Here is a 23,559-nt window from a genome sequence, read left to right on the forward strand (position 1 = left end):
TCCGTTCGCGCCAGAAGGGGGGATCGCTGACCGGGCCGAACCCGCGGCTCGCCGCGCGCATCGCGCGGCCCGGCATCGAGTCCGGCGAACGCCTCGGTCGGCACCGCTGGAAGATCGAACGGTCGATCGCTTGGATCTTCGGCTACCGCCGCCTCACCGTCCGATACGAACGAAAGGGCTCGCACTTCCTCGCCTTCCTCGGCCTGGCCGCCGCCCTGAGCTGCTGCAAGAGGCTCGCGAAACTTGCCACGTGAGACACCCTCTTAGGCACGGTACGGCGATGCGCCCGACCAAAGACCACTCCGGCCTGGCGCGTCGCCGTATCAGCTCGGCCACGGCCCCGGCCAGGGCTCGAGCCCCGCAGAGCGACCGGTCTCCTCGATGTCAGGTCTGTGCCCAAGGCGTGGGATTCGGGCGGCGTTGCCACCACCAGCCGAGTGAGGTCTGTTCCGCGGACGCCTCTGTCAGTTCCCGGTAGAGGTTTCCTGACGGGTCTTCCTCCGTCGCTGCGGCGAACTGCCTGTCGAGCTGGTCCAGGGCCCGGGTGAGCAGCTCGGCGACGTCGCGGGGCAGGCGGGCACCGATGTCGGCGAGTTCGTCACGGGCTTCCAGCCGCTCTCGGTAGAGGCCGGCCGGGTACCAGCCCGAAGGCGCCCACCCGGATTCCATCTGCCTGATGACGCGCTCCCACACGATCAGGTTGCCCCTCGCCGACCAGATGGGGCTGCCGGTCTCGTCTTCGAGGGCGAGCCGCGCCAGCCCCGAGGCCGCCTGCTGCATTCTGCCCACCGAGGCCGCGAAGGCCTCGGCCACGGGGGTGTCGGGCCGCTGCTCCCGTACGATCTCGGCGAATCGTTCCACAGCAGCACGAGGGAGCTGGGGAACGGGCGCCTCGACGGCGGTGACCGTGTAGAGGGGAGGCTCATCGTTCGTGAGCGCCGTACACCGGAGCATCGGCAACGTCATGGTCCTGCTCCAGCGTCGCTATGACGGCCGGGTCCTGACTGTTCGACACCAGGCGACTTCGTGGCACTCCCCTGGGATGCTGACCGTGGTTGGGGGGCGCCTTGAGGAAGGCGAGTTCCTCGACGAGGGTGCGGCGCGCGAGCTCGCCGAAGAAGCCGGCATCCAAGTCGCCCCGGACCGCCTGCGGTTTTGCCAGTTGCCCCACTTCCACGCGGCGGACGGCGAGCGGGTGATCGGCGCCGTCCTCACTTTGCGGGACTGGGAGGGCACCCCCTACAACCGCGAGCCGGAGACGCACAGCGAGCTGGTGTGGGTCGATCCGGCGGCTCCGCCGCCCGACTGCCACCCGTTCACACACGAGGTCCTGACCCATTTCGCCACCGACCAGCTCTACGCGAACGTGATCGCCCCGGAACTGCCGGACGGTGAGGCCGGGTGACGACCTCCATCCAGCCGGCCAAGCTTCGGGAGCGCATCTCCCCGGATCTGCGGCGTCTCGTCGGAAGTGTTCCTCGGGGACCATCGAGGAGTGTTCTCCTCAGCGCGAGACCAAGTCTGCGACGTGGTTGCCGACCATCCCGCCGAACCACCGGCACTGGTCGCGCGCGTGGGCGAGGCCCTCGCCCACGTACGCCGGGGCCACCACGCAGATGGTGATCGAGTCGGGGTCGCGGCCGGCCTCCACGGCGGCCTGGCGGACCGCCTTGACCATCCACTCGGTGAGGTAGAGGTCGGCGCGCTAGAGGACGAACCCGTCGGCCTTCTGTCCGGCGAGCGCGAGGGCCTTGGGTCCGTACGCGGCCATCCAGACGGGCAGCTTCCCATCCGTGATCCAGGGGATCTGGATCGGATTGCCGTCCACGACCGCCTCACGGCCCTCCGCCAGATCCCGGATCGCCTCGATGGCCTCGCCCAGCCGGGCCAGGGTGTTCGGCGCACGCCCCGCGACCCGCATGGCCAAGTCCCCTCGGCCGATGCCGCACACCGTCCGGTTGCCGTACATGTCGTTCAGCGTCGCGAAGGTGGAAGCGGTCACCTCTTAGGTGCGAGTGCCCGGGTTCGTGACCATCGGACCCACGTGTATGCGCTGGGTGTTGGCCAGGATCTGGCTGTAGATGACGAACGGCTTCTGCCACAGCACTGCGGAGTCGAAGGTCCAGCCGTAGCGGAAACCATTGCGCTCGCCGCGCTTCACGAGGCTGACCACCTGCGAGGCAGGCGGGTCGGTTTGCAGGACGAGACCGAAGTCCATGCAGGGCTCCTTGCTGCTGTGTGCGGGCTTGCGGCTTACAGGTACTGACAGGTGGAACGGTGGACGAAGGCCCCATGGCCCGCCCGGCCCTTGTACTCTCGCCGGTCGATGACCACCTCGCCGCGCGAGAGGACCGTGTCGACGCGTCCGGTGATCCGCTTGCCCTCGTACGCCGAGTAGTCCACGTTCATGTGGTGCGTCTCGGCGGAGATGACCTGCTCGGCGTGCGGATCGTAGAGGACGATGTCGGCGTCGGCGCCCGGCGCGATCGTGCCCTTCTTCGGGTAGAGGCCGAACATCCGGGCCGGGCTCGCGCACGCGATCTCGATCCAGCGACGGCGGCTGATGTGCCCGTCCACCACGGCCTGGTGGAGGAGATCCATGCGGTTCTCCACCCCCGGCAGCCCGTTCGGGATCTTCGAGAAGTCCCCGCGGCCCAGCTCCTTCTGGCCCCGGAAGCAGAACGGGCAGTGATCCGTGGAGACCACCTGGAGGTCATTCGTCCGCAGCCCCCGCCACAGCGCCGCCTGGTGCTCGCGCGGCCGCAACGGGGTCGAGCAGACGTACTTGGCGCCCTGGAAGTCGGGCTCGGCCAGGTTGTCGGTGGACAGGAACAGGTACTGCGGGCAGGTCTCCCCGAAGACGGGGAGCCCCTTGTCGCGGGCGGCGGCCAGTTCCGCGAGCGCTTCCTCCGCCGAGACGTGGACGACGTACAGGGGCGCGTCCGCGACCCGGGCGAGCTGGATCGCCCGGTGGGTCGCCTCCGCCTCCAGCAGGACCCGGCGCACCTCGCCGTGGTGACGGGGGTCCGTCTCCCCGCGCGCCAGGGCCTGTTCCACCAGGACGTCGATGGCGATGCCGTTCTCGGCGTGCATCATGATCAGCCCGCCGTTGTGCGCGGAGCGCTGCATGGCGCGCAGGATCCGGCCGTCGTCGCTGTAGAACACGCCGGGGTAGGCCATGAACAGCTTGAAGGAGGTGATGCCCTCCTCGACGAGGAGATCCATCTCCTTGAGGGTGCCCTCGTTGACGTCCGAGAGGATCATGTGGAAGGCGTAGTCGACGGCGCAGTTGCCGTCGGCCTTGGCGTACCAGGTGTCCAGGCCCTCGCGCAGGGCGTGGCCCACGCTCTGGACGGCGAAGTCCACGATGGTGGTGGTGCCGCCCCAGGCCGCGGCCCGTGTCCCGGTCTCGAAGGTGTCGGAGGCGGAGGTGCCGCCGAAGGGCAGCTCCATGTGGGTGTGGGCGTCGACGCCGCCGGGGATGACGTACTTCCCGTCCGCGTCGATCGTACGGTCGGCCGTCCACGCGGCGGCGGCCGCCGAGCCGGTCGCCGCGAGCGCGGCGACCCGGCCGTCCTCGATCAGGACGTCCGCGTGCAGTTCGTCGGAGGCCGTGATGACCAGGCCACCGCGGATCAGGGTGCGGTTGGGCATGTACGTGTCCCCGTCGGCTAGTTGAGGGTGCGCAGGGCCCGGGCGAGGATCTCCGCGCCCTCTTCCGCCTCGGCGACGGTGAGGGTCAGCGGTGGCGCGATCCGCAGGACGCTGGTGTTGTACCCGCCGCCCTTGCCCAGGAGCAGACCGCCCTCGCGCGCGGCCTCCAGCACGGCGGTGGCCGCGTCCGGATCGGCCTGGTCGGTACCGGGCCGGGTCAGTTCGATGGCCGCCATGAGACCCCGGCCGCGGACCTCCCGTACGGCGGGCACGCCGGCGGTGACGGCGCGCAGCCGCTCCAGCAGCAGCCCGCCGACGCGCCGGGCATTGCCCTGGAGGTCGTGTTCGAGGAGGTACCCGAGGTTGGCCACGCCCGCCGCCATGGTGACGGGTGAACCGCCGAAGGTGGAGATGGAGTTGGAGTCGAGGCAGTTCATGATCTCGCCCCGGGCGACCACTCCGCCGATGGACATGCCGTTGCCGATGCCCTTGGCGAAGGTGAGGATGTCCGGCGGCCCGTTCTGGGCGTGGGCCTGCCAGCCCCAGAAGTGGTCGCCGGTGCGGCCCCAGCCCGTCTGGACCTCGTCGCTGATCCAGAGGATGCCGTGCCGGTCGAGGACCTCGCGGAAGGCGCCGTAGAGGCCGTCGGGCGGGGAGGTGAAACCGCCCACGCCCTGGACGGGTTCGGCGATCAGGGCGGCGAGGCCGCCCCGGGCCTGGCCGAGGACGTCTTCGAGGTCCGCGACCGCCGCGGCCGTGAAGTCGGCGTCGTTCAGGTGGGCGAAGGGTCCCCGGCCGCGGACCGCGCCGTGGACGTAGTACGTCTGGAGCGGCGAGAGGCTGGTCGGGGACCAGCCGCGGTTCCCGGTGATGGACACGGTGGAGAAGGACCGGCCGTGGTAGCTGTTGCGCATCGCCAGGATCTGGTTGGAGCGGCGGTACGTCGTGGCGAGCAGCAGGGCCGTGTCGTTGGCCTCGGTGCCGGAGGTGGTGAAGAAGACCCGGGCGTCGGGGATGCCGGACAGGGCGGCGACCCGCTCGGCGAGTTCGACCATCGGCCGGTTCAGGTACAGGGTGGAGGAGTGGATGATCCGCCCGGCCTGTTCGGCGACGGCCTTGGTGACCTCGGGGAGGGCGTGGGCGGTCATGGTGGTGAGGATGCCGCCGAAGAAGTCCAGGTAGCGGTTGCCGTCGGCGTCCCAGACGTGGCGGCCCTCGCCGTGGGTGAGTTCGATGGGGCGGTCGTAGTACAGGGCCAGCCACTCGGGCATGACGGCCTGGTGGCGGCTGTGGAGCGGGATCGGGTTGGTCACGGCTGTACGAGTCCTTCGTAGGCGTCGGGGCGCCGGTCGCGGTAGAAGGCCCATTGGTCGCGGACCTCCTTGATCAGGTCGAAGTCGAGGTCGCGGACCAGGAGTTCCTCCTCCTTGTCACTGGCGACCTCCCCGACGAACTGGCCGCGCGGGTCGACGAAGTAGCTGGTGCCGTAGAAGTCGTTGTCGCCGTACTCCTCCTGGCCGACCCGGTTGATGGCGGCGACGAAGTACTCGTTGGCCACGGCGGAGGCGGGCTGTTCCAGCTGCCAGAGGTGGCTGGAGAGGCCGCGGGAGGTCGCGGAGGGGTTGTAGACGAGCTGGGCACCGGCGAGGCCGAGGGCGCGCCAGCCTTCCGGGAAGTGGCGGTCGTAGCAGATGTAGACGCCGACCTTGCCGACGGCCGTGTCGAAGACGGGCCAGCCGAGGTTGCCCGGGCGGAAGTAGTACTTCTCCCAGAAGCCCTTGACCTGGGGGATGTGGTGCTTGCGGTACTTGCCGAGGTAGCTTCCGTCGGCGTCGATGACGGCCGCGGTGTTGTAGTAGAAGCCCTCGCTCTCCAGCTCGAAGACCGGTACGACGATCACCATGCCGGTCTCGCGGGCGAGTTCCTGCATCCGGCGGACGGTCGGGCCGTCGGGCACCGCCTCGGCCCAGCGGTAGTGCTCGGGTTCCTGGACCTGGCAGAAATAGGGGGCGTTGAACACCTCCTGGAACCCGATGATCCGCGCCCCTCGGGCGGCGGCACTGCGGGCGTGCTCCTCGTGTTTGGCGATCATCGACTCGGTGTCGCCGGTCCAGGTGGCTTGGACCAGCGCGGCGCGGACGAGGTGGGCCATGAGCTGCTCCTTGCGACGGGACGCCGGCCTCTACGCACGTAGACGGTGTGCGTAGGGAGTCGAAAGTAGGCCTCGTCACACGTCGGGGCAAGACCACCGCGCACGGTTGGCCAAGTCGATCAACATACGTCGCCCAGTGATCGTTTGTGTTCACCGGGCGTGGAAGGTCGGTCAGGCGGCTCAGGGGGTGGGGATCCCGGCGACCCGGAAGGCGTGCACGAGGTCCCGGTGGGCGCGGCCCGGCAGGCCCCGGGCGGCCCGCAGCAGGCGCGGGGCGAACCACTGCGGGTTCCGGCGGGCGAGGCGGGCCGCCTCCTCGGCGCCGCGGACGCTCACGAACGCGGCCAGCAGGGCCTCGGCCTCGTGGACCCGGCCCGCCGCGCCGAGCGCGAGGGCCGCGTCCGCGATCTCCGGGGCCGGGCGGCCCGCGCCCTGGCGCAGCAGCCGGTCGCGGTCGGCGGGGCGTCCCGCGTCCCCGAGGGCGGCGGCGAGCGCGGCGAGCCGGTCGGGCGGCAGGGAGGCCGCCTCCCACAGCAGGGCCGCCCAGTCGGCCGCCAGTGCGGCCCGCTCCAGCTCCCGGGCCAGCCCGGGCAGCAGCCCCGCGTCCCACCCGGCGGCGGCGCAGAGCAGCGCGTGCGCCTCCCCGGTCCGCCCCTGCCCCCGCAGCACGATCAGCTCCCCCACGAGCGCGGGCACCGCCTCGCCGTCGGCGCCGCGGGCGGCGGCCCCGTCGGGGGCGGGCTTCTCGGCGCCCGGGGCGGCCCCGGCGACGGCCCGGGGCCCAGGGGCCGGGGCCACGGTCGGGGTCGGGGCCGGGACCTCCCGGAGGTGGGCGCGTCGGGCGGCGGGGGTGGCCGGGGGGCCGTAGCGGGCGCCGCGCGGCGCTTGGGCCCCCGCGCCGGGGTCCGCGCCCGGCGGCGGCGCGAAGACGGGCTCCCCGGGGTCGACGGCCGCCCCGGCGAACCGCGCGCCCCGGCCCCCTCGGCGCCTGCGCACCCCGGACTGTTCCGGCCCGGGTTCGGGGGGCCAAAGGCTCGGGACGGCCGGGAGGGGCTGCGCGAGGCCGTCCAGCCGGGCCGCGAGGTCCGCGCGGCGGGAGGTGGCGCGGGCGAGGTCGTCCCGGGTCCAGGACAGTTCGCCCGAGAGCGCCGCCGCCACCGCCGGGTCGGCCTCGGCCGACAGCCGCGCGGTGAGCGCCTGGACGGCCGAACCGGCAGCGTCCCGCTGCACTCCGGCCGCCGCGAGCAGCCCGTGCAGCTCCTCCTCGCCGCCCGGCATCCGGTCGTGGGCGAGGGCGGCCGCGCGGCGCAGCCGGGCCGCCTCCTCGGACCGTACGGCCGCCAACTCCGGTCCCTGGAGCCGGGCGAGGTCCTGGAGCAGCGACTCCAGTACGTCCCACGGCACGATCGCGACCCCGTCGAGGCAGGCCCGTACGCCCTCGGGATCGCGGCTCAGGAACTCGCCGTACCAGCCCGCGCGGGGATCCAGGAGCGCGGTCAACCCGCGCAGAAATGCGGCCAGTTGAGCGATCGCCGTCGAACTCGCCGTCTCCATGCCCGCATTGGATCGCACCCGTGTTACAGGCGGGCTACGGGAATCTCAAAGCTTGACGGCGATCGCCGTGTGGGGGCGCTTCCCGCGCCGGGCGAGGGTCGCGGGCACGTCCACCATCCAGTACTGCCAGGTGTACTTGCGGGCCATGAGCTTGCGCACCCGGTTCAGCCCCGTGTCGTCCAGCAGCCGGGCCTCGCCCTCCAGCGCGGTCGCCCCGTCCGCCGCGCGCCCGCGCACGTCGCAGGGGACGACCGTGACCCGCCCGTTGTTGCGGATCCGCTTGACCTTCCAGGTGTCGCTCTTCGTCCAGATGTACAGCTCGCCGCCGTCGGCCACGGCCCACACCGGGGTGGCCACCGCAGTCCCGTCCTTGCGGAAGGTGGTGAGACTGACGTACCGGGACCGGCCCAGCTCCTCAAGATTCATGCCCAGAGACTAGGCGGTGGGCTCTGGAGCCCCGCTCGCCGGGCCTTCCACCGCCCGGACGGCCGCCGCCGGGCCGCCCACCGCCGGGCGGTCCACCGCCGGGCCGTCCGCTCCCGAGCCCTCCGCCCTACGGGCCGCCCGCCTCCGCGCCGTCCGCTCCCGGGGCGTCCCTGGACCCGGCGTCCACCACGGGGGCCAAGGCCGCCTCGCCGTGGGTCAGGGTCTCCCAGGCCACGAACAGGTCGTCCGTGCCCGCCGGGCGCGTCGACTCCACCAGCCTTCGGGTGTAGGGGAGTTGCGCCCCGGTCCGCGACGCGTAGTGGTGCAGGGCCACCTCCAGGTCCGGGCCCATGTTCCGCTCCACCGTGCCGCCGCACAGCCACCGCGGGACGTCCTCCCCGAGCTGGTACTTCGCATGGAACTCCAGCGCGGCCCTGATCCGGTCGCCCGCCTCCCCGTACAGGTCGACGCCCTGGTGCCAGGCGGTCTCGGCGATGTGCGCGGACGCGGCGAGGGAGTAGCCGACGTGCTTGAGGTTGCGGCAGGTCTCCTGGGCGATCCCGTCGACGTACGTCCCCTGGTTGAACCAGTACGTCCGCACCGTGTCGGCGGTGTCGACGGCCGTGTGCGGCGGCCCGGGCGGGTGCGGGCCGTCCTTCTGGAGGTAGAAGTACGCCGGGGCCCGGGTACGGAACCGTTTCAGCGACTCCCTGAACACGGCCCGGTCCTCCAGGAACACCGCGATGGCCAGGGAGGCGTCGGTCATCGCCAGTTCCCAGTTGCCGTTGTACGTCGGCACCTGAGCCCGTACGGCGGGCAGGTAGGCCGTGCGCAGCATCTCCTTGAACCGGTCGACCTTCGACTTCTCCCAGTTCGGGTACCCGGCGTGGACGATCTCGGCCGCGCGCGCCCAGGTGGAGCCGGCCCAGGCCGCCTGGAGGCCGGCGTTGTCCTTCTCGTGCCGCTTCATCACCGCGGACCAGCCGTCCATGATCTCGACGGCCTTGCGGGCGTGCGCGGTCCGGCCGTTGACCGACCACAGCAGCGCGTGGGTGTAGGCGGCGATCGCGTCCTGCCGTTCGTCCAGACAGGACTGCGGCCCCGCGTTGAAGGGGCAGGGCACCACGTCGGCGGGGTGCGCGGAGTAGCCCAGGGAGGCGTACCGGCTCTTCAGCAGGTCCTGGTACGCAGCCTTCCACGGCTCCTTCCCGGCCGCGACCATCTGCTGCGCGTGCTGGAGCTGGGTGTGGCTGACGACGACGCCCGGGTGGCGGAAGACCACGTCGCCGGAGGTCCCGGCGCCGGCCGGGCCATCGGGTACGGCGCAGGCGGCGAGCAGCAGTCCGCTCGCCAGCAGGGCGCCGACGATTACGAGACCGAGCCGCTTGGGTGCGTTCGTGGCTGACACGCCTTCACGCTTGCCCCGCGCCCGGCCGCCACCACCGCCGATTGGGCCGTTCGGCCGCCGAGCGCGTCCCGCCGCAGATGCCGCCGAGCGCCTCGCCGCAGATCCCGTCAGGCAGCGGCGAAGGCGGACCGCCGGATGAGGTCGTCCATCGAGAGCCCGAGGACGGAGGCGACGGCGGCGACCGTGAAGAAGGCGGGGGTCGGAGCCCGGCCGGTCTCGATCTTGCGGAGGGTCTCGGCGGAGAGCCCGGCGGCCGCGGCCACCTCCACCATGCTGCGGCTGCCGCGCGACTCGCGCAGCAGCGCGCCCAGGCGCTCGCCGCGCTCGCGCTCTGCGGGGGTGAGGGGGGTACGGACCATGCCCCCATACTACCCCGCCCCGCGATTCTTATACCGTTACAACTATCCCGGTATAGAAATACCGGTATAGTAATGGGCATGGTGGAACTCAAGACGGAAGAATCGATCGACGCGATGCGCGAGGCGGGCCGCGTGGTGGCCCGCGCCCTGGACGCCGTGCGCGGGGCCGCGGGCGTCGGCGTATCCCTGCTGGACCTGGACGGGGTGGCCCACGAGGTGCTCCGCGGGGCGGGGGCGGACTCGCCCTTCCTCGGCTACCGGCCCCGGTTCGCCCCGGTGCCCTTCCCCGCGGTGGTGTGCGCGTCGGTCAATGACGCGATCGTGCACGGCATCCCCGGCGCGTACCGGCTGCGGGACGGCGACCTCGTCAGCATCGACTGCGGGGCGCTCCTGAACGGCTGGGCCGGGGACGCGGCGGTCAGCTTCACCGTCGGCCGACCCCGCCCCGCCGACCTGCGGCTGATCGAGGCGGCGGAGCGGGCCCTGGCCGCGGGCATCGCGGCGGCCCGCCCGGGAAACCGGATCGGGGACATCGCCCATGCGATCGGCGCCGTCGGGCGCGCCGCGGGGTACGGCATTCCCGACGGTTTCGGCGGCCACGGCATCGGCCGCCGCATGCACGAGGACCCGGGCGTGCCGAACGAGGGCCCGCCGGGGCGCGGCATGAAGCTGCGCCCCGGCATGGTTCTCGCGATCGAGCCGATGCTGATCGCGGGCGGCACCGACGACTACACGGCCGACGCGGACGGCTGGACCCTGCGGACCGTCGACGGCAGCCGGGCCGCGCACGCCGAGCACACCGTCGCCATCACCGCCGACGGCCCGCGGATCCTCACCGCGCTCTAGTGCCGACGGAGTGCGGGCCACGGGGTACGAGGTACGTGAAACGGCCCGGAGTTACGGCCGCCCGTGCGGCTGGACCACCATCGCGGAGCCCCCGCCGCGCCGGGTGGTCTCGGCTGCCGCGAGCCAGCGGCCGTCCGGGAGCCGCTGGACGCCGGTCGCCGCGCCGATCTCGGGGTTCTGCCGGAATCCCTGGCCCAGGGCTTCCAACTGGGCACGCACCGGGCTGTCCCACAGGCCCGGTTCCAGCTCGGTGGTGGTCTGGTTGCGCTGGCTGGCCCGCGGTGCGGCGATCGCGTCGACCAGCGGGAGCTTGCGGTCCAGGGTCCCGATGAGGGTCTGCAGCACCGTGGTGATGATGGTGGCGCCGCCCGGGGAGCCGACGGCGAGCACCGGACGCCCGTCCTTGAGCACGATGGTCGGCGACATCGACGAGCGCGGCCGCTTGCCGGGGCCGGGCAGGTTCGGGTCCGGGACGCCGGGGGCGGCCGGGGCGAAGGAGAAGTCGGTCAGCTCGTTGTTGAGCAGGAAGCCCCGGCCGGGGACGGTGATGCCGCTGCCACCGGTGGACTCGATGGTCAGGGTGTAGGAGACCACGTTGCCCCAGCGGTCGGCGACCGTCAGGTGGGTGGTGTTCTCCCCCTCGTAGGTGGTCGGCGCGCTCTGCCCGGTGGTGGCGCAGGGAGCCGGGTGGCGGGGGTCGCCGGGGGCCAGCGGGCTGGTCAGGGCCCGGTCGGGCGAGATCAGGCAGGCGCGCGAGTCGGCGAACCTCTGGGAGAGCAGCTCGCGGGTGGGGACGTTCTCGGCGGCCGGGTCGCCGACCCAGCGGCCCCGGTCGGCGAAGGAGATCCGGGAGGCCTCGATGTAGCGGTGCAGGTACTGGGCCTCGGAGAGCGCGCCGAGGTCGCTGCCCTCCAGGATGTTGAGGGCCTCACCGACGGTGGTGCCGCCGGAGGAGGAGGGAGCCATGCTGTAGACGTCCAGGCCCCGGTAGTTGACCTGGGTAGGCGCCAGCCGCTTGGTTCCGTACGCCCGCAGGTCCCCGGCGCTCAGGTCGCCGGAGCGGACGATCCGGGTGGCGGCCGGGTCGACCGGGGGCTTGCGGACGGCGGCGACGATGTCGTCGGCGATGGGGCCCTTGTAGAGGACGCCGGCGCCCTGGCGTCCGATCTCGGCGTACGTGGCGGCCAGATCGGGGTTCTTGAAGGTGGAGCCGACCACCGGCAGCGCTCCCCCGGGCAGGAACAGCTTCTTCGTGTCCGGGAAGTCCTTGAACCGGTCCTGGTTCAGCTCGGTCTGGGCCCGGAAGGTGGCGTCCACGGTGAACCCGTCGCGGGCCAGTCTCTCCGCGGGGCGCAGGAGCTGGCCGAGGGGGCGGCTGCCCCAGGAGTCGAGCGCGGTGGTCCAGGTGGCGGGAGTGCCGGGCACGCCGACACCGCGGCCGCTGGTCTGGCCCTGCTCGAAGGGGATCGGTACGCCGTTCTCCTGGAAGAGGGTGGCGGTGGCCGAGGCGGGCGCCGTCTCCCGGCCGTCGATGGTGTGCACCCGGCGGGACGTGGCGTCGTAGTAGACGAAGTAGCCGCCACCGCCGACGCCCGCGGAGTACGGCTCGGTGACGCCGAGGGCGGCGGCGGTGGCGATCGCGGCGTCCACCGCGTTGCCGCCCGCGCGCAGGACCGCGATCCCGGCCGCGGAGGCGTCGGCGTCCACACTGGCCACGGCACCGCCGTAGCCGACGGCCACCGGGACCTTGGCCGGTGTCCTCCCTCCGGAGGGCGGCGCGGCCGCGCCGGTGGACACGAGCGCCCCGGCGAGAGCGAGGACAACCAACTGACGTGCGGCGGGACGACGCATCCCGTACCTCCCGGTCGACGGCCGTTCAGGCCTGGGGTCGGCACTGTAACTTCACCGGGCCCCCCGCGTCAGGACTGCCTGTCGCGGGTTAACATCCGCGCCATGAACGACGACGTGCGCAACATCGTGCTCGGGGTGATGGCCACCGCCATCAGCGGCGGGTTCGGCTGGTTCTCCCGGACGTACCTGTGGCGCCGTACGCTGCGCCGCAAGCAGGCGTTCTTCGGCCTGCCCCCCGGGTCGGACTGCCTGTTCGTGGTCAACCGGCAGATGGGCGGGAACGAGGGATCGGTGCACCGCAACGACGCCTTCGCACTGCTGGAGATATCGGCCCTGATCAAGGACTGCGGGGCGAACCTGCAGATCGTCTCGCACGACGGGGTGCGTCAGGGCTTCGGCGAGCGGGCGGAGTTCTGCGTCGGCGGCCCCGTCTCCAACGCGCGGACGGCGGCCCACCTGACCTCCATGCTGCCGGGCGTCCACGTCGACCTCACCAGCGCTCCGGGGCCGGACCGGGGGGCCATCCGCGTCGGCGGGGAAACCTACCGCTGGCAGAAGGGCCAGACCGAGTACGTGGTGCTGGCCCGGCTCACCACCCGGCCCGGGACCCGTCCGGTGTTCCTGATCTCCGGGCAGACCGCGATCAGCAACCAGGCCGGAGCCCGCTTCCTGGCCCGCAACCACCAGACACTGGCCCGGCGCTACGGCGGGAACTCCTTCTGCGTCCTGCTGAAGGTGACCAACTCCGATGCCTACGGCCCGGACGTGGCCGAGTTGCTCGCGGACGTCACCGAGGCGGCCCAGACACCCGTAGCGGCAATCGAGTCAGCCCATTGATGAAGTTGGACAGCAACCGCCGTGGTTCACCGGCCAGTTCCGGATCGGGCATGGAGCGGCTCCACTGTTCGTAGAGCGTGCGCAGCTGGAGCCGGGCGAAGTGCGCGCCGAGGCAGACGTGCGGCCCGTCACCGAAGGAGACGTGCGGGTTCGGGGCGCGGGTGAGGTCGAGCCTGCCCGGGTCGGCGAAGACCCGTTCGTCGCGGTTGGCGGCGGCGTGGAAGACGACCACCTTGTCCCCGGCCCGTAGCCGCCGTCCGGCGAGTTCGGTGTCCCGGGCGGCGGTGCGGCGGAAGCTGAGCACGGGCGGGTGGAAGCGCAGGAGTTCGTCCACCGCCCGGCCCACGGGCGCTCGCCCGGTGGTGAGTTGGCGGTAGGCGGAGCGGTCCCCGGCCAGGGCGAGCAGTCCGCCGGGGGCGGCCGAGCGCACGGTGTCGTTGCCCGCGACGGTGAGCAGGAAGAAGAACATCTCCAACTCCCCTTCGGCGAGCCCGGCATGGGCCAGGGCGGTCATCAGGTCGTCGCCGGGGCGGGCCCGCTTCGCGGCGGCCAGTTCCCGCGCGTACCCGAACATCTCGCCGAGCAGTGCGGGCGAACGGGGGTTGAGGGGTACGCCGTCGGGGCCGAGCGCCGGCGCGGGCGCGTCCTCGGGGTCCTGGTAGCCGATGATCCGTACGGTCCACTCCAGCAGCAGCGACCGGTCGGCGGCCGGGACCCCCATCAGGTCGGCCAGGTTGAGCAGCGCGTACTCGTCGGTGACCGCGCGCACCACGTCGGCCGCGCCGTCCTCGGCGCCGTCCCGGGCGCCCAGGAGCAGCGCCTCGGCCCGGTCCCGGAACCGCTCCCCGAAGGCGTCGACCCGGGCGGGGGTGAAGGCGCGGGCGAGCATCCCGCGCAGCCGCCCGTGGGCCGGGGGGTCCTGGTTGAGCATGGTGCGCCGGATGAAGGGCAGGTCCGCCGGGTCGGGGTCGCGGATCTGGGTGGCGCCGAGGTGGGAGGAGTACGTCGTGTGGTCGCGCAGCACCCGGACGACGTCGGCGTGCCGGGTGACCGCCCAGAAGCCGGGCCCGGCGGGCCAGCCGAGGACCTCCGGCTCGGGCTGCCAGGCGACCGGGTGGTGGTCGCGCAGGATCCGGTAGGGCTCGTAGGGCACTCCCCCGCCGTAGATCCGCGGGTCGAACACATCGGGAACGGCCGGGGCGGCGGGGTCGGCGGGCGCGTGGACGTCCGGGGCAGGGGGGTCGGCGGGCGCGTGATCCATGGGGCCACGGTGACGCCCGCCCCGGCCGCCCCGCAAGAGGGAGCGGGCGGCCGGGTCAGCCGCCGAGGCCGCAGGCCGTCGGTTCCATCGGCCCGTCGGGCCCCGTGACCGTGATCGCGGTCTGCCCGGGGTCCTGCGTCTCGAAGGCCACGGTGCACACGATCTGCCGCCGGGCCGTCAGACTCAGGCTCCTGATTGGGACCGGCACCCGGACCCGGACCGCCTTGGGCCCGTCCGGCGTGATCTGGACCGCCCCGGTCTTCCTGCCGTCGACGGAAGGCAGCTCGGTGCGCAGCCCCGCCTGGACCGCTGCCGCGTCCGGACCCGCCAGCAGCCGGTCGAGCGCCGGGACCACGACGGCCGGGCGGTCCACGAACGGGACCGGGACCGGGGTGAGCTGTCCGCCGGGGGCGACGAGGTACACGACGGAGAGCCCGAACGGTGCGGCCACCCGGACCGCGGCGGGGCTGCCGCTGCCGATGGCCTCGGTCGGCTTGATCCCGCAGCCCGCCAGCAGCAGCGGGCCCAGCAGCACGGCCGCGACCACACCCGCCCGGGCCCCGGACACCCTGCTCACCCCGGTCATGCGTGCGCCTCCAGCGGCATGTCCACGGTGAAGACGGCGCCGCCGGACCCGCCGTTGGCCGCCGTCACCGTCCCGCCGTGGAGCCGTACGTTCTCCAGCGTGATGGCCAGACCCAGGCCGCTGCCCACCGAGCGGGTCCGGGCCGCGTCAGCCTTGAAGAACCGGTCGAAGATGTGGGGCAGCGCCTCGGGGGCTATCCCGGGGCCGCTGTCGGCCACTTCCACGGTCAGCCGCTCCCCGTCCGGGTCCGGCCGCGTCCCCACGGTGATCCGTACCGGGGCTCCGCCGTGCCGCAGGGCGTTGCCGACCAGGTTGGCGAGGACCACGTCGAAGCGGCGCGGGTCGAGCCGGGCGCGGAGGCCCTCCGGCACGTCGGTGACGACCTGGCCGTCGCCCCAGGGGCGCCGCTCCAGGCTCTTGCCGACGGCCTCGGCCATGTCCACGTCGTCGAGGTTGAGCCCGGCGGCCCGGGCGTCGAAGCGGGAGATCTCCATCAGGTCCTCGACCAGGACGGCGAGCTTCCCGGTCTCGGCGCTGATCAGCCGCAGCGCCTTGGCGGTGTCGGGGTCGAGCTGCTCGGCGTCCTCGTCGAGCACCTCGGTGACGGCGAGCATCCCGGACAGCGGGGTGCGCAGTTCGTGCGAGACGTCGGCGGCGAACCGGCGGGCCCGCGCCTCGGCCTGCTGGAGTTCCTCGACGGACTTCTCCAGGGCCTGGGCGGTCTCGTTGAAGGTCCGGGCCAGCCCGGCCAGCTCGTCGGCTCCCCTGACCTCGATCCGGGTGTCGAGCTGGCCCCGTCCCATCTGATGGGCGGCGATACGCAGTTTGCGCACCGGGCGCAGCACGCTGCGGGCGGCGAGCAGGGCGGGTACCAGGGCGATGGCGAGTCCGGGCAGGGCGCCGTTGCGGGCGGCGGCGACCATCAGGTCGACGGTCTGTTCCTCGGTGACCAGCGGCATGACGGCGTAGAAGACGGCGCCGGTGGGCTGGCTGACGCCCTGGACGGTGATCACGGCGGGCATGCCGACGGCCAGGTAGGGCGACTTTCCCGACATGACCCGCTGGAAGACCCCGTGCGGCTTGTCCCGGATCTCCCGCCGGAGCGCGTCGGTGATCAGGGAGGAGGTGGGATTGCCGTTGCCGTTGGAGTTCGCGCGCAGGGCGCCGTACTCGCCGTAGACCGTCCACGCGCGGGGTTTGCCCCGCTTGCCCAGCTCGTTGACCTGGATCTGCAGGCTCTCCTGGTCGTAGGGCAGCCGCAGGCGCGTGCCCTCCAGCTGATCGCGCAGGGTCTCCACCGCGGTGTCCTGGCTCTGCCGGAGGATCGCGGTGCGCGCCTGCCGGTAGGTGAGGGCGGCGGTGCCGACGGCGCTGATCGCGGCGACGAGCAGGAAGGCGGCGATGAGGCGGGTGCGCAGCCCGAGCGGGGCGGACCTTCTCACGACGGACATCTACAGGGGACCGAAGCGGTAGCCGAACCCGCGCACGGTCTGGATGTACCGGGGGCTGCCGGGGACGTCCTCGATCTTGTTGCGGAGGCGGCGGACGCAGGCGTCCACGAGCCGCGCGTCCGCGTGGTAGCTGTGCTCCCAGACGTATTCGAGGAGCTGTTGGCGGCTGAACACCTGCTCGGGCGAGGTGGACAGGTGCAGCAGCAGTTTGATCTCGCTGGGGGCGAGGGCGACGCGTTCGCCCTTCTTGGACACGGTCAGTCCGGCGCGGTCGACGGCCAGTTCGCCGTGGTGCTCGATGTCGGGGCGGCCCGCCGGTTCGGTGAGGCGGCGCAGTACGGCCCTGATCCGGGCCTCGATGACCTCGGTGCGCGCGGGCTTGACTATGTAGTCGTCGGCGCCCGCCTCCAGGCCGACGACTATGTCGAAGTCGTCGCCGCGCGCGGTCAGCATGATGATGGGGACCTGGCTGGTCTCGCGGATGCGGGTGCAGACCTGGACCCCGTTGATGCCGGGCAGCATCAGGTCGAGGAGGACCAGCTCGGGCCGGAATCCGGCGAGCTGGGCCAGGCCCGCTTCGCCGGTCTCGGCGGCGCGGACGTCGTGCCCCCGTCTGCGCAGGCCGAGCGCGACCCCCTCGCGGATGGAAGGGTCGTCCTCGATCAGCAGTACGCGTGGCATCCGGTCAGTATCCCAAGGTCCTCGGGTGAATTCCTCACCCTAACGGCCTGTTCCGCGGCGCAGGGCGTCCAACGGGTCGGTGATCTCGGCCAGTCGCAGCGGCCTGGCGAGGAGTACGACGATCAGGGCCAGGGCGGTGGTTCCCGCGCCGAGCGCGGCGAAGTCCCCGTACGCCCCCGCGACCCGAGCGGCGACGTATCCGGCGGCCGCGGCGGGCAGGCAGGCGGCGAGCAGCCGCAGGTGCGTACTCAGCGCGGTGCCGGGCGCCGCGGCCGGACCCGGCGCGCGCGGGCCGAGGCGCCGGGCGAGGGTGTACGCGGTGACGGCCAGGCCCGCGAAGAGGGCGAGGGAGTACCCGCCCGCCATACCGGTGACCGCCCAGCGCGGGGGCAGCAGGAGGTGGGCGGTGACCGACAGCGCGCCGCCCAGGACCGCGATCACCAGGTTCAGGAAGAACGGGGTGCGGGTGTCGGAGAGGGCGTAGAAGCCGCGGGAGAGGACGTACTGGCCGGAGAACGCGATCAGGCCGGGGGCGAAGGCGGCGAGCATGCCCGCCATGACCTCGATGTCGGCGGCGTCGGTGCGCCCGTACCCGTAGGCGCTCCCGATCATTTGGGGGGCGAGTGCGGCGAAGAGCGCGGCGGCCGGGACGACCAGGGCGGCGCTGGTGCGCAGCGCGTAGGAGAGGTCGCGGCGGACCCGGGTGAGGTCGCCGTCGGCGGCGGCGGCGCTCAGCCGCGGCAGCAGGGCGGTGACCAGGGAGACGGTGATGATCCCCTGGGGGACGATCCACAGCTGGTAGGCGTTGCTGTAGGCGGTGTAGCCCGCGCCCCCGGCCTGCCCGGCCTCGGCGGCGCGCTGGCCGGCCGCGGTGGAGAGGCGGGTGACGACCCAGTAGGCGAGCTGGTTGGTGAGGACGAGCAGGACCAGCCAGCCCGCGTTGCGCAGGGGGCGGCCCAGGCCGTTGCCGCGCCAGTCGAAACGGGGGCGCCAGCGGAAGCGGGCCGCGCGCAGCGAGGGGATCAGCGCGAGGGCCTGGACGGCTATTCCGGCGGTGGTGCCCCAGCCGAGGAGCCGGGTCTGCGCGGCCGTCAGGCCGTCCGCCGCGCCGTGGGAGGCGTACAGGAAGAACCCGAAGACACCGGTGACCACGAGGTTGTTGAGGACCGGGGTCCACATCATCGCGCCGAACCGGCCGCGGGCGTTCAGTACCTGGCCGAGCAGGGTGAACAGGCCGTAGAACAGGATCTGCGGAAGGCAGTAGCGGGCCAGGGCGACGGTGGTGCTCGCCTGGGCCCCGGTGTAGCCCGTGTAGGCCGAGACGATCAGTGGGGCGCCGATGACGGCGGCGGCGGTGAGGACGACGAGTCCGGTGGTGGCGGCGGTCAGCAGCCGGTCGGTGCAGGCGGCCCCGCCGTCCTGGTGCTCCTTGGCCGCGCGGACCAGTTCGGGGACGAAGACCGCGTTGAGGGCGCCGCCGATGAGCAGCATGTAAAGGATGTTGGGCACGGTGTTGGCGACGGTGTAGCCGTCGCCGGCCATGCCGGTGCCGAGGGCCGCGACGACGACGGCGGAGCGGACGAATCCGGTGGCGCGGGAGACGATCGAGCCCGCGGCCATGAGGGCGCCACTGCGCAGGACCGACGGCTCGCGCGGCGGCGCCCCGGCGGCGGGCCCGGGCGCGGTGCGGGTCCCGGCAGCCGTCACGGGCGGCGCTCCGGGCGGTCGGCGCGGCCGTTCATCGGGGGGCTCCACTCGTCGGGTCCGTCGGGGTCGAAGGTGGAGGGTAACCCGGGCCCCGTCCGCCCGGCCGGGGCCGCGGCGGGCTGCGTGACTCCATGGTGACAGTTCCGTCGTCGTCCGATTCACATCCGCATTGCCGACATTTTTCGCGGAACACGCAACCAAGAGTCGCCGCGTTCGCTCTTTGTTTGCGAACGATCACCATTCGAAGGGGTTTCGTTGAGCCGCATACGCCTTACCGCACCGTCGAGCAGCCGGACCGTTCGCGTCCGCACCCGTCGCACCGCTCTGGCGGTCACCGCGCTGCTGGCCGCCACGGCCCTCACCGCCTGCTCGGGCGGCGCGGGCGGCGGTAAGGCCGAGATGAAGAGGAAGGCGGAGATGGCGATCTCCGTCAACCTGACGGGCGACCAGGTGAAGGCGGGCGAGCCGGTCAAGGTGGTCCTCGCCGACGGCAAGCTCGCACAGGTCAAGGTGACCGACGCCAAGGGCGGGGAGCTGGCGGGGCAGATATCCGCCGACGGCAGGAGCTGGACTTCGGAGCGCAACGCCTCGCCGGGCCAGGACTACAAGGTCGACGCGCAGAACACCGAGAGCCAGAGCGCGAGCGCGCGGTTCAGGACGACCGCCCCGGACAAGGTGAACAAGGTCACGATCAATCCGGGCAAGGCCACTCCGGTCGTGGGTGTCGCCCAGCCGATCTCGATCGTCTTCGACAACCCGGTCACGAACAAGGCCGCGGTGGAGAAGGCCCTGAAGGTCTCCACCTCGAACAGCACCGAGGGTTCGTGGGGCTGGTTCAAGGACTACTCGGGCAACGACCGTGTGGACTGGCGGCCCCGGGAGTACTGGAAGTCCGGTACGGACGTGAAGGTCCAGATGAACCTGAACGGCGTGGACTCGGGCGGCGGTTACTTCGTCAAGGACTACAACACCGAGTTCAAGATCGGCAAGGACCGGCGCATGAAGGTCGATCTGGACGCCAAGACGATGACGGTGACCACGGACGGCGAGGCCGGCACGTCCTACCCGATCTCGGCCGGTACGCCGGGCGGCAAGAAGGCCTCCTGGTCCGGAACCATGGTGCTGATGGCCAAGGAGGGCACCATCCGGATGGACTCCCAGACCGTCGGCCTCGGGGACTCCTACGACAAGATGGTCGACAACTCGATGCGGCTGACCTGGTCGGGCATGTACGTGCACGCCGCGCCGTGGAACAGCGCCAACTTCGGCAGGGCCAACACCAGTTCCGGGTGCGTGGGGATGAGCGACGCCAATGCCACCGCCTTCTACGAGGAGGCCCAGGTCGGCGACCCGTTCGAGGTCATGGGCGACGGCTCCAAGGGCAGGGCCGACATCGGCAACGGCTACGGCGAGTGGAACCTGGACTGGACCGAGTGGCAGAAGAAGAGCGCACTGGGCGCCGCGGGCGCGGGCGCCGACGCCCAGAACGGCTGAGCCTCCGCCGCGGGCGCCACTACTGACTATTGGTCAATCGTTACCAGTGCGTAACTTACCGATGGGTTACCGCCAGTAAGTCCCTCCCGTTACCGTCGGGTCACTTTGATACCGGCGCACGTGAGGAGCGACCGATGGCCCGCACCGCCCGCACCACCACCGCCGTGACCGCGGCGGCCCTGCTCGCGGCCGCCGCCCTGGGCCTGGCCCCCCATCAGGCCCAGGCGGCTACCGCGACCACGCCGACCAGCACGTCAGCCGCCTCCTCGGAGCTGCGGTTCTTCGACATCCCCGGCTCCGGCGGCATCACCCTCAAGGGCAATGTCTTCTCCCCCTCGGGTGCCCGCCCCGGCCAGAAGTTCCCGTTGATCGTGCTGCCCACCAGTTGGGGCATGCCCCAGATCGAATACATCGCCCAGGCCAAGCAGCTGGCCGACTCCGGTTACGTCGTGGTGAGTTACACCTCCCGCGGCTTCTGGCTCTCCGGCGGGCAGATCGAGGTGGCCGGTCCCCCGGACACCGCGGACGTCTCGGCCGTCATCGACTGGGCCCTCGCCACCACCGCCGCCGATCCCGCCCGGGTCGGCCTCGGCGGGGTCTCCTACGGCGCGGGCATCAGCCTGCTGGCCGCCGCCCGCGATCCGCGGATCAAGGCCGTGGTCGCGCTCAGCGGCTGGGCCGACCTCATCGAGTCCATCTACTCGGGCCGCACCCAGCACCTCCAGGCCGCGGGCGTGCTCGGCGCCGCCGGTTACCTCACCGGCCGTCCCGGGCCCGAACTCCAGTCGATCCTGCAGGACTTCCTCGGCTCGAACCTCGACCGGGAGCCCCAGATGATCGAATGGGGCAGACAGCGCTCCGCCGTCGAGCAGGTGGACGCGATCAACGCCAACGGCGCCGCGATCATGCTGGGCAACGCCTGGGGCGACACCATCTTCCCGCCCAACCAGTACGCGGACTTCTTCGGGAAACTGACCGGCCCCAAGCGCCTGGAGTTCCGCCCCGGCGACCACGCCACCGCCGAGGGCACCGGCCTGCTGGGCCTGCCCAACGACACCTGGACCAACGCGCACCGCTGGTTCGACCGCTACCTCAAGGGCGAGCACAACGGCGTCGACACCGAGGCCCCCGTCCAGCTGAAGTCCCGTAGTGACGACGGGTACGAGGGCTACGCCGACTGGAAGTCGGTCGGCGCGGGCGGCGCCGAGAAGCTCGCGCTCGCCGACAGCGGGCACGTCTTCGCCAATGTCGACTCCGGCGCCGACGGCGGGATCGTCTTCCTCTCCAGCCTGCTGGACCAGTTCGTGAAGGCGCCCCCGGTCGCCTCCATCCCGCTGCTCCCCCGCGCCTTCGCCGCCGTCTGGCAGTCCGGGCGCTACGACGAGGCCCGCCGGATCCGCGGCACCGCCCGCCTGCACACCACCGTCACGCCCACGAAGGAGAGCGGCACCTTCATCGCGTACCTCTACGACGTCGGCCCGCTCGGCCTCGGCAAGCTGGTCAGCAACGCCCCGTACACCTTCCACGGCAAGACCCCGGGGCAGGCCTTCGGAGTGGACCTGAACCTCTTCTCCACCGCCTACGACGTCCCGGCGGGCCACCGGCTCGCCCTGGTCGTGGACACCGTCGACCCGCTCTACATCGAGCACAACCCCACCGGCGCGCAGCTGACCTTCTCCTCGCCGCGCACCGATCCGTCCTACGTCTCGGTACCGCTGCGCGAGCAGTGATCCACGGCTGCCGCCGGGCGGGGGTGGCTCGTTCCGGGGCTACCGCACGCCCGGCAGCAGCGTCCCCGCCTCGGCCGGACCGATGACGGTTGCCTCGGCCTTGGGGTTGCGCCGCTGGCGCCGGGCCATCCAGGTGGCGAACCAGGACAGCAGCATGCACATGCCGATGTAGATCGGGGAGATGACCATCACGACCGGGATGAAGGGCAGGTCGTAGTCGAGGTTCGAGGCGATCAGTTTGCCCGCGTGCAGGAACTCCTCGTAGGTGATCAGAAAGCCGAGCGAGGTGTCCTTGAGGGCCACCACGAGCTGGCTGATGATGGTCGGCAGCATCGCCCGGACCGCCTGCGGGGCCAGTACGAAGGTCATCACCTGGGTCTTGCGCATGCCCAGGGCGTACGCCGCCTCCCGCTGCCCGCGCTCCACCGAGTTGATCCCCGTACGGAAGACCTCGGCGAGCACCGAGCCGTTGTAGAGGGTCAGCCCCGCCACCAGGGCGGGCAGCGGCTGGACCTTCAGCGCCACGAAGATGAAGAAGATCATCACCAGTACCGGCATCGCCCGGAAGAACTCCACGCACAGCGTGGCCGCCCAGCGCAGGGGCCGGTGCACCGACAGCCGCCCCGTGGCCAGTACGGCGCCGAGCACCAGGGAGAGCACCGAGGCGTAGGCGAAGGCCTTGAGGGTGTTCCACAGCCCCTTGAGCAGCAGCCGCTGGATCCCCTGGTACTCGAAGGGGCTCCACTTGGCCGCGGTGAACTGGTCGGTGTCGAAGAGCAGGTAGAGGATCCAGCCGAACAGGGCCAGGATCGCCGCGGTCGAGGCGATCCCGTAGAGGAAGTGGCGGCGCTCGGCGCTCGGGCCGGGGATGTCGTAGAGCGCCGTGGACTCCTGGTCCCCGTGCAGCGTGTGAGCGGTCATCGGGCGACTCCCCAGCGCTTCTCCAGCACGTTGAAGAGCACACTGATCGACAGGGTGATGATCAGGTAGCCGACGGCGATCCAGACGAAGGTCCAGATGATGCTGTAGCCCAGTTCGTTGAGCGTCTTGTACGTGCCCAGCAGCTCGGTGACGCTGAACGCGCCCGCGATCGCCGAGTTCTTGGCGAGGGCGATCAGCGTGGAGCCGATGGGCGGGATCACCGAGCGGAAGGCCTGCGGCAGCACCACCGTGCCCAGCGTCTGCCCGAAGGACATGCCCAGGCTGCGAGCGGCCTCGCCCTGACCCTTGGGCACGGTGTTGATGCCCGAGCGCAGCGCCTCGCAGATGAAGGCGGAGGTGTAGCAGCCGAGCGCGAGGATCGCGAAGAGCTGGAAGGGCAGGACCAGCCCGAAGCGCGGCAGGCCCAGCAGCACGGCGAAGAAGAGCAGGGTGAGCGGGGTGTTGCGCAGGACGGCCACCCAGACCGTGCCGAGCACCCGGAAGGAGCCGATCGGCGCGACCCGGAAGGAGGCCATCACGAAGCCGAGCACCAGGGCCAGGAGGGAGGCGTAGACGGTCAGTTCGACCGTGCCGAGGAACCCCTTGCCGTAGAGCGAGAAGTTCTTGGTCAGTACGTCCAT

General features: G+C 72.0%; 21 protein-coding genes and 2 pseudogenes. 6 read left to right on the forward strand and 17 right to left on the reverse strand.

The genetic code is table 11. The annotated features are described in order from the left end of the window. Positions 1 to 44: 44 nt before the first annotated feature. Positions 45 to 254, forward strand: a pseudogene (locus tag QMF80_RS13360) (transposase); the annotation flags it as partial. 130 nt (positions 255 to 384) lie between these two features. On the opposite strand, the gene QMF80_RS13365 reads toward QMF80_RS13360, so the two are convergent. Next, on the reverse strand, positions 385 to 861 hold the full coding sequence (locus tag QMF80_RS13365; protein ID WP_283452814.1) for a hypothetical protein: 477 nt from the start codon (positions 859 to 861) through the stop codon (positions 385 to 387). Between the two features lie 70 nt (positions 862 to 931). Between QMF80_RS13365 and QMF80_RS13370 the strand changes: the two genes are divergently transcribed. Further along, positions 932 to 1,405: an NUDIX domain-containing protein gene (locus QMF80_RS13370; protein WP_283452815.1), complete on the forward strand. Its 474-nt coding sequence runs from the start codon at positions 932 to 934 to the stop codon at positions 1,403 to 1,405. Positions 1,406 to 1,507: 102 nt separating this feature from the next. Here the strand turns inward: QMF80_RS13370 and QMF80_RS13375 are convergent. The 8 genes and pseudogenes from QMF80_RS13375 to QMF80_RS13410 all read right to left on the reverse strand — a co-directional run. Beyond that, a pseudogene (locus QMF80_RS13375) lies at positions 1,508 to 2,218 on the reverse strand (TIGR03842 family LLM class F420-dependent oxidoreductase); the annotation flags it as partial. A 35-nt stretch (positions 2,219 to 2,253) separates the two neighbouring features. Continuing rightward, positions 2,254 to 3,654 carry a dihydropyrimidinase gene (hydA, locus tag QMF80_RS13380; RefSeq protein ID WP_283452816.1) on the reverse strand — a complete coding sequence of 467 codons (1,401 nt, stop codon included), beginning with the start codon at positions 3,652 to 3,654 and terminating at the stop codon, positions 2,254 to 2,256. Between the two features lie 17 nt (positions 3,655 to 3,671). Then, positions 3,672 to 4,925 (reverse strand): aspartate aminotransferase family protein, encoded by a 1,254-nt coding sequence (locus QMF80_RS13385; RefSeq protein WP_283452911.1) that lies wholly within the window; start codon positions 4,923 to 4,925, stop codon positions 3,672 to 3,674. A 38-nt stretch (positions 4,926 to 4,963) separates the two neighbouring features. Further along, entirely contained in the window at positions 4,964 to 5,806 is an 843-nt protein-coding gene (locus QMF80_RS13390; protein ID WP_283452817.1) for a nitrilase-related carbon-nitrogen hydrolase, read from the reverse strand. A 180-nt stretch (positions 5,807 to 5,986) separates the two neighbouring features. Further along, on the reverse strand, positions 5,987 to 7,360 hold the full coding sequence (locus tag QMF80_RS13395; protein ID WP_283452819.1) for a hypothetical protein: 1,374 nt from the start codon (positions 7,358 to 7,360) through the stop codon (positions 5,987 to 5,989). A gap of 45 nt (positions 7,361 to 7,405) precedes the next feature. After that, a complete protein-coding gene (locus QMF80_RS13400; RefSeq protein ID WP_283452821.1) occupies positions 7,406 to 7,786 on the reverse strand; it encodes a PPOX class F420-dependent oxidoreductase in 381 nt (126 codons plus the stop codon). Positions 7,787 to 7,913: 127 nt separating this feature from the next. Further along, positions 7,914 to 9,194, reverse strand: a complete 1,281-nt coding sequence (locus QMF80_RS13405) for an alginate lyase family protein (protein ID WP_283452823.1) — start codon at positions 9,192 to 9,194, stop codon at positions 7,914 to 7,916. Positions 9,195 to 9,301: 107 nt separating this feature from the next. Further along, entirely contained in the window at positions 9,302 to 9,553 is a 252-nt protein-coding gene (locus QMF80_RS13410) for a helix-turn-helix domain-containing protein (RefSeq protein WP_283452826.1), read from the reverse strand. 78 nt (positions 9,554 to 9,631) lie between these two features. Between QMF80_RS13410 and map the strand changes: the two genes are divergently transcribed. Beyond that, positions 9,632 to 10,399, forward strand: a complete 768-nt coding sequence (gene map, locus QMF80_RS13415) for a type I methionyl aminopeptidase (RefSeq protein WP_283452828.1) — start codon at positions 9,632 to 9,634, stop codon at positions 10,397 to 10,399. A 51-nt stretch (positions 10,400 to 10,450) separates the two neighbouring features. Here map and ggt read toward each other — a convergent pair whose 3' ends face one another. Beyond that, the gene (gene ggt / locus QMF80_RS13420) at positions 10,451 to 12,250 is read right to left on the reverse strand and encodes a gamma-glutamyltransferase (protein WP_283452830.1); all 1,800 of its coding nucleotides are present in this window, start codon (positions 12,248 to 12,250) and stop codon (positions 10,451 to 10,453) included. Between the two features lie 102 nt (positions 12,251 to 12,352). Between ggt and QMF80_RS13425 the strand changes: the two genes are divergently transcribed. Next, entirely contained in the window at positions 12,353 to 13,087 is a 735-nt protein-coding gene (locus QMF80_RS13425; protein ID WP_283452833.1) for a hypothetical protein, read from the forward strand. On the opposite strand, the gene QMF80_RS13430 is transcribed toward QMF80_RS13425, so the two are convergent. Genes QMF80_RS13430 through murJ form a run of 5 tightly spaced genes read right to left on the reverse strand, consistent with a single transcriptional unit; the run spans position 13,038 to position 18,773 of the window. Next, complete coding sequence (locus QMF80_RS13430; RefSeq protein WP_283452835.1) at positions 13,038 to 14,348, reverse strand: cytochrome P450; 1,311 nt, start codon at positions 14,346 to 14,348, stop codon at positions 13,038 to 13,040. The genes QMF80_RS13425 and QMF80_RS13430 overlap by 50 nt on opposite strands. A 55-nt stretch (positions 14,349 to 14,403) precedes the next feature. Further along, entirely contained in the window at positions 14,404 to 14,934 is a 531-nt protein-coding gene (locus tag QMF80_RS13435) for a hypothetical protein (protein WP_283452837.1), read from the reverse strand. Then, on the reverse strand, positions 14,931 to 16,385 hold the full coding sequence (locus tag QMF80_RS13440) for an ATP-binding protein (RefSeq protein ID WP_283452839.1): 1,455 nt from the start codon (positions 16,383 to 16,385) through the stop codon (positions 14,931 to 14,933). Before QMF80_RS13440 ends, QMF80_RS13435 begins: the two co-directional genes overlap by 4 nt. Further along, positions 16,386 to 17,066 carry a response regulator gene (locus tag QMF80_RS13445; RefSeq protein ID WP_283452841.1) on the reverse strand — a complete coding sequence of 227 codons (681 nt, stop codon included), beginning with the start codon at positions 17,064 to 17,066 and terminating at the stop codon, positions 16,386 to 16,388. Positions 17,067 to 17,105: 39 nt separating this feature from the next. Beyond that, entirely contained in the window at positions 17,106 to 18,773 is a 1,668-nt protein-coding gene (gene murJ, locus QMF80_RS13450) for a murein biosynthesis integral membrane protein MurJ (RefSeq protein WP_502962832.1), read from the reverse strand. 264 nt (positions 18,774 to 19,037) lie between these two features. Between murJ and QMF80_RS13455 the strand changes: the two genes are divergently transcribed. Both QMF80_RS13455 and QMF80_RS13460 read left to right on the forward strand, forming a co-directional pair. After that, positions 19,038 to 20,267: a L,D-transpeptidase gene (locus QMF80_RS13455; RefSeq protein WP_283452915.1), complete on the forward strand. Its 1,230-nt coding sequence runs from the start codon at positions 19,038 to 19,040 to the stop codon at positions 20,265 to 20,267. A gap of 134 nt (positions 20,268 to 20,401) precedes the next feature. Beyond that, complete coding sequence (locus QMF80_RS13460) at positions 20,402 to 21,997, forward strand: CocE/NonD family hydrolase (protein ID WP_283452843.1); 1,596 nt, start codon at positions 20,402 to 20,404, stop codon at positions 21,995 to 21,997. 39 nt (positions 21,998 to 22,036) lie between these two features. Here QMF80_RS13460 and QMF80_RS13465 read toward each other — a convergent pair whose 3' ends face one another. Both QMF80_RS13465 and QMF80_RS13470 read right to left on the reverse strand, forming a co-directional pair. Beyond that, the gene (locus tag QMF80_RS13465) at positions 22,037 to 22,918 is read right to left on the reverse strand and encodes an amino acid ABC transporter permease (protein ID WP_283452845.1); all 882 of its coding nucleotides are present in this window, start codon (positions 22,916 to 22,918) and stop codon (positions 22,037 to 22,039) included. Beyond that, a complete protein-coding gene (locus QMF80_RS13470; RefSeq protein WP_283452847.1) occupies positions 22,915 to 23,559 on the reverse strand; it encodes an amino acid ABC transporter permease in 645 nt (214 codons plus the stop codon). The genes QMF80_RS13465 and QMF80_RS13470 overlap by 4 nt, the downstream gene beginning before the upstream one ends.

Source organism: Streptomyces sp. G-G2, from assembly GCF_030063135.1.
GTDB lineage: Bacteria > Actinomycetota > Actinomycetes > Streptomycetales > Streptomycetaceae > Streptomyces.

What these genes read in the sequence shown, in the direction of transcription:
- QMF80_RS13445 (WP_283452841.1), bottom strand. Translation starts at nt 17,066, where the DNA reads ATGCCACGCGTACTGCTGATCGAGGACGACCCTTCCATCCGCGAGGGG.
- hydA (WP_283452816.1), bottom strand. Translation starts at nt 3,654, where the DNA reads ATGCCCAACCGCACCCTGATCCGCGGTGGCCTGGTCATCACGGCCTCC.
- QMF80_RS13400 (WP_283452821.1), bottom strand. Translation starts at nt 7,786, where the DNA reads ATGAATCTTGAGGAGCTGGGCCGGTCCCGGTACGTCAGTCTCACCACC.
- map (WP_283452828.1), top strand. Translation starts at nt 9,632, where the DNA reads ATGGTGGAACTCAAGACGGAAGAATCGATCGACGCGATGCGCGAGGCG.
- QMF80_RS13460 (WP_283452843.1), top strand. Translation starts at nt 20,402, where the DNA reads ATGGCCCGCACCGCCCGCACCACCACCGCCGTGACCGCGGCGGCCCTG.
- QMF80_RS13440 (WP_283452839.1), bottom strand. Translation starts at nt 16,385, where the DNA reads ATGTCCGTCGTGAGAAGGTCCGCCCCGCTCGGGCTGCGCACCCGCCTC.
- QMF80_RS13430 (WP_283452835.1), bottom strand. Translation starts at nt 14,348, where the DNA reads ATGGATCACGCGCCCGCCGACCCCCCTGCCCCGGACGTCCACGCGCCC.
- QMF80_RS13435 (WP_283452837.1), bottom strand. Translation starts at nt 14,934, where the DNA reads ATGACCGGGGTGAGCAGGGTGTCCGGGGCCCGGGCGGGTGTGGTCGCG.
- QMF80_RS13385 (WP_283452911.1), bottom strand. Translation starts at nt 4,925, where the DNA reads ATGCCCGAGTGGCTGGCCCTGTACTACGACCGCCCCATCGAACTCACC.
- QMF80_RS13390 (WP_283452817.1), bottom strand. Translation starts at nt 5,806, where the DNA reads ATGGCCCACCTCGTCCGCGCCGCGCTGGTCCAAGCCACCTGGACCGGC.
- QMF80_RS13470 (WP_283452847.1), bottom strand. Translation starts at nt 23,559, where the DNA reads ATGGACGTACTGACCAAGAACTTCTCGCTCTACGGCAAGGGGTTCCTC.
- ggt (WP_283452830.1), bottom strand. Translation starts at nt 12,250, where the DNA reads ATGCGTCGTCCCGCCGCACGTCAGTTGGTTGTCCTCGCTCTCGCCGGG.
- QMF80_RS13410 (WP_283452826.1), bottom strand. Translation starts at nt 9,553, where the DNA reads ATGGTCCGTACCCCCCTCACCCCCGCAGAGCGCGAGCGCGGCGAGCGC.
- QMF80_RS13425 (WP_283452833.1), top strand. Translation starts at nt 12,353, where the DNA reads ATGAACGACGACGTGCGCAACATCGTGCTCGGGGTGATGGCCACCGCC.
- QMF80_RS13395 (WP_283452819.1), bottom strand. Translation starts at nt 7,360, where the DNA reads ATGGAGACGGCGAGTTCGACGGCGATCGCTCAACTGGCCGCATTTCTG.
- QMF80_RS13465 (WP_283452845.1), bottom strand. Translation starts at nt 22,918, where the DNA reads ATGACCGCTCACACGCTGCACGGGGACCAGGAGTCCACGGCGCTCTAC.